The sequence below is a fragment of the Parendozoicomonas verongulae genome, assembly GCF_009711465.1.
Taxonomy (GTDB): Bacteria; Pseudomonadota; Gammaproteobacteria; order Pseudomonadales; family Endozoicomonadaceae; genus Sansalvadorimonas; species Sansalvadorimonas verongulae.
Genome location: NZ_SMME01000561.1, coordinates 1 through 1448 on the forward strand (window position 1 = coordinate 1; position 1448 = coordinate 1448).

The 1448-nt window shown below is 46.8% G+C and carries 3 protein-coding genes and 1 pseudogene; 2 read left to right on the forward strand and 2 right to left on the reverse strand.

Features of this window, described 5'->3' with window-relative positions; all coding sequences use genetic code 11:
* Positions 1-245, reverse strand: a pseudogene (locus tag E1189_RS01505) (hypothetical protein); the annotation flags it as partial.
* Positions 246-382: 137 nt separating this feature from the next.
* Here E1189_RS01505 and E1189_RS01510 point away from each other — a divergent pair.
* Together E1189_RS01510 and E1189_RS01515 are read left to right on the forward strand one after the other, a co-directional pair.
* Positions 383-730 carry a type II toxin-antitoxin system RelE/ParE family toxin gene (locus E1189_RS01510; protein WP_329601871.1) on the forward strand — a complete coding sequence of 116 codons (348 nt, stop codon included), beginning with the start codon at positions 383-385 and terminating at the stop codon, positions 728-730.
* A complete protein-coding gene (locus E1189_RS01515) occupies positions 723-1025 on the forward strand; it encodes a helix-turn-helix domain-containing protein (RefSeq protein ID WP_230459964.1) in 303 nt (100 codons plus the stop codon). Before E1189_RS01510 ends, E1189_RS01515 begins: the two co-directional genes overlap by 8 nt.
* 150 nt (positions 1026-1175) lie before the next feature.
* Here E1189_RS01515 and E1189_RS24750 read toward each other — a convergent pair.
* A partial coding sequence (locus E1189_RS24750) for a hypothetical protein (protein WP_230459965.1) occupies positions 1176-1448 on the reverse strand: 273 nt, incomplete at its 5' end.

Below are 1448 nucleotides of genomic sequence, written 5' to 3' on the forward strand. Positions count from 1 at the left end.
ATTGCCTGTAATGGAACACCATGCTTCCTGAATGCATACACGAAGCGTATTTCGAGAAGATCCTGAAAGCTGATGCTGTCTTCAACAGACTCAGTGACAGGGGATGTCCAAAGAGGAGGCTGCTTTCCTGACTTGGACGCTTTATAACCGTACATCCACCGCCTGATCTTCTGGGTGGGGATACCCGTTAAGCCGGAAGCTTCCTGGATGCTGTACAGACCGACTCCAACTAATGGTGATGTCATGTGTACCTCCTTGCTTCCGTGATCAACTGAGCGGGTAAGTTAACCTCAGCATGGCGATAATGACAAGTCAATCGTCTTGCTGGTTATTTAGGGCGCTTAAATTTTGCACGTACAGGGGTGGAAACACTCAGAAAGACATACATGAGTCCCATGTCCAGCCCCCGTTATCTGATGATACTCTTTTGAAGGCTGTTCACGAAATGGAGCAGGGACTGGTTGATGCGGATCTCGGCGGTTCAGTTTACAAGAAACGTGTTCCTCTTCCTGGTAAGGGCAAACGTGGTAGTGTGCGAACGTTGCTTGCATTTCGGATGAGTGATAGGGCTTTCTGCATGTTTGGCTTTGCCAAAAACAGGCAAGCAAACATTAGTCCCAGAGAAGAGCGTGCAATCAGGCTGTTGGCGAATGAATTTTTAGGGTATACGGAGCATGCTTTGAAAAAAGCATTGGATGCTGGAGAGTTGGTGGAGGTTCCAAATGAGTGATTTGCTAGATGCTGTTCATGAAACAGCTAAGGGGCTTTATGACGCAGGTGTGATGGATGTCACTACCATGCATGAATTTGATGCCCTGTGTCTCCCTCAGGTGAAGGAGCTTGACCCTCAGCAGATTAAGCGTTTGCGCTTAAAGTGTAAAACTAGCCAATCAGTCTTTGCGGCGTTTTTAAACGTCAGTCCCTCTACAGTGCAGAAGTGGGAGTCTGGGCAGAAACGACCTAATGGGCCGTCTTTGAAGCTTCTGAACCTCGTCAAGAATAAAGGGCTAGATGTTCTAGCGTAATTTGATAAAGGCGTGAATGCATAGTGAGTCGGTCCTGTCTGGGCGCTCTCAGCACTGCCATGATTTCGCCCTTTTGGTAGTCTGTGTGGCGTCTGAACTTGGTCGTTTGAGTCATTTGGTCTACGTTGTATATCCGATGCTGGGGTAGCCTTAGATTTGGTGATTATGTAGACATGGGCGAACTGTGGTTTCCGAAACACCGCCATCGTCAAAAAAAATCCTGTCATCCATTCGATGATGGGATTTTTTTACATCTGACGAGGCGTATTTTCGCACCTTATTTTCCCAAAATCGTCTCGGCGTTTCACAATTGTGAAACAGGTGTGAAACAGGTGTGAAACTAATTTTGGATAAGTGCGAACTCTCTATCCAGCCAAACATTCGCTTGCGATCTTCATGTTTTAAGCTCTCTTTTAGGCACTC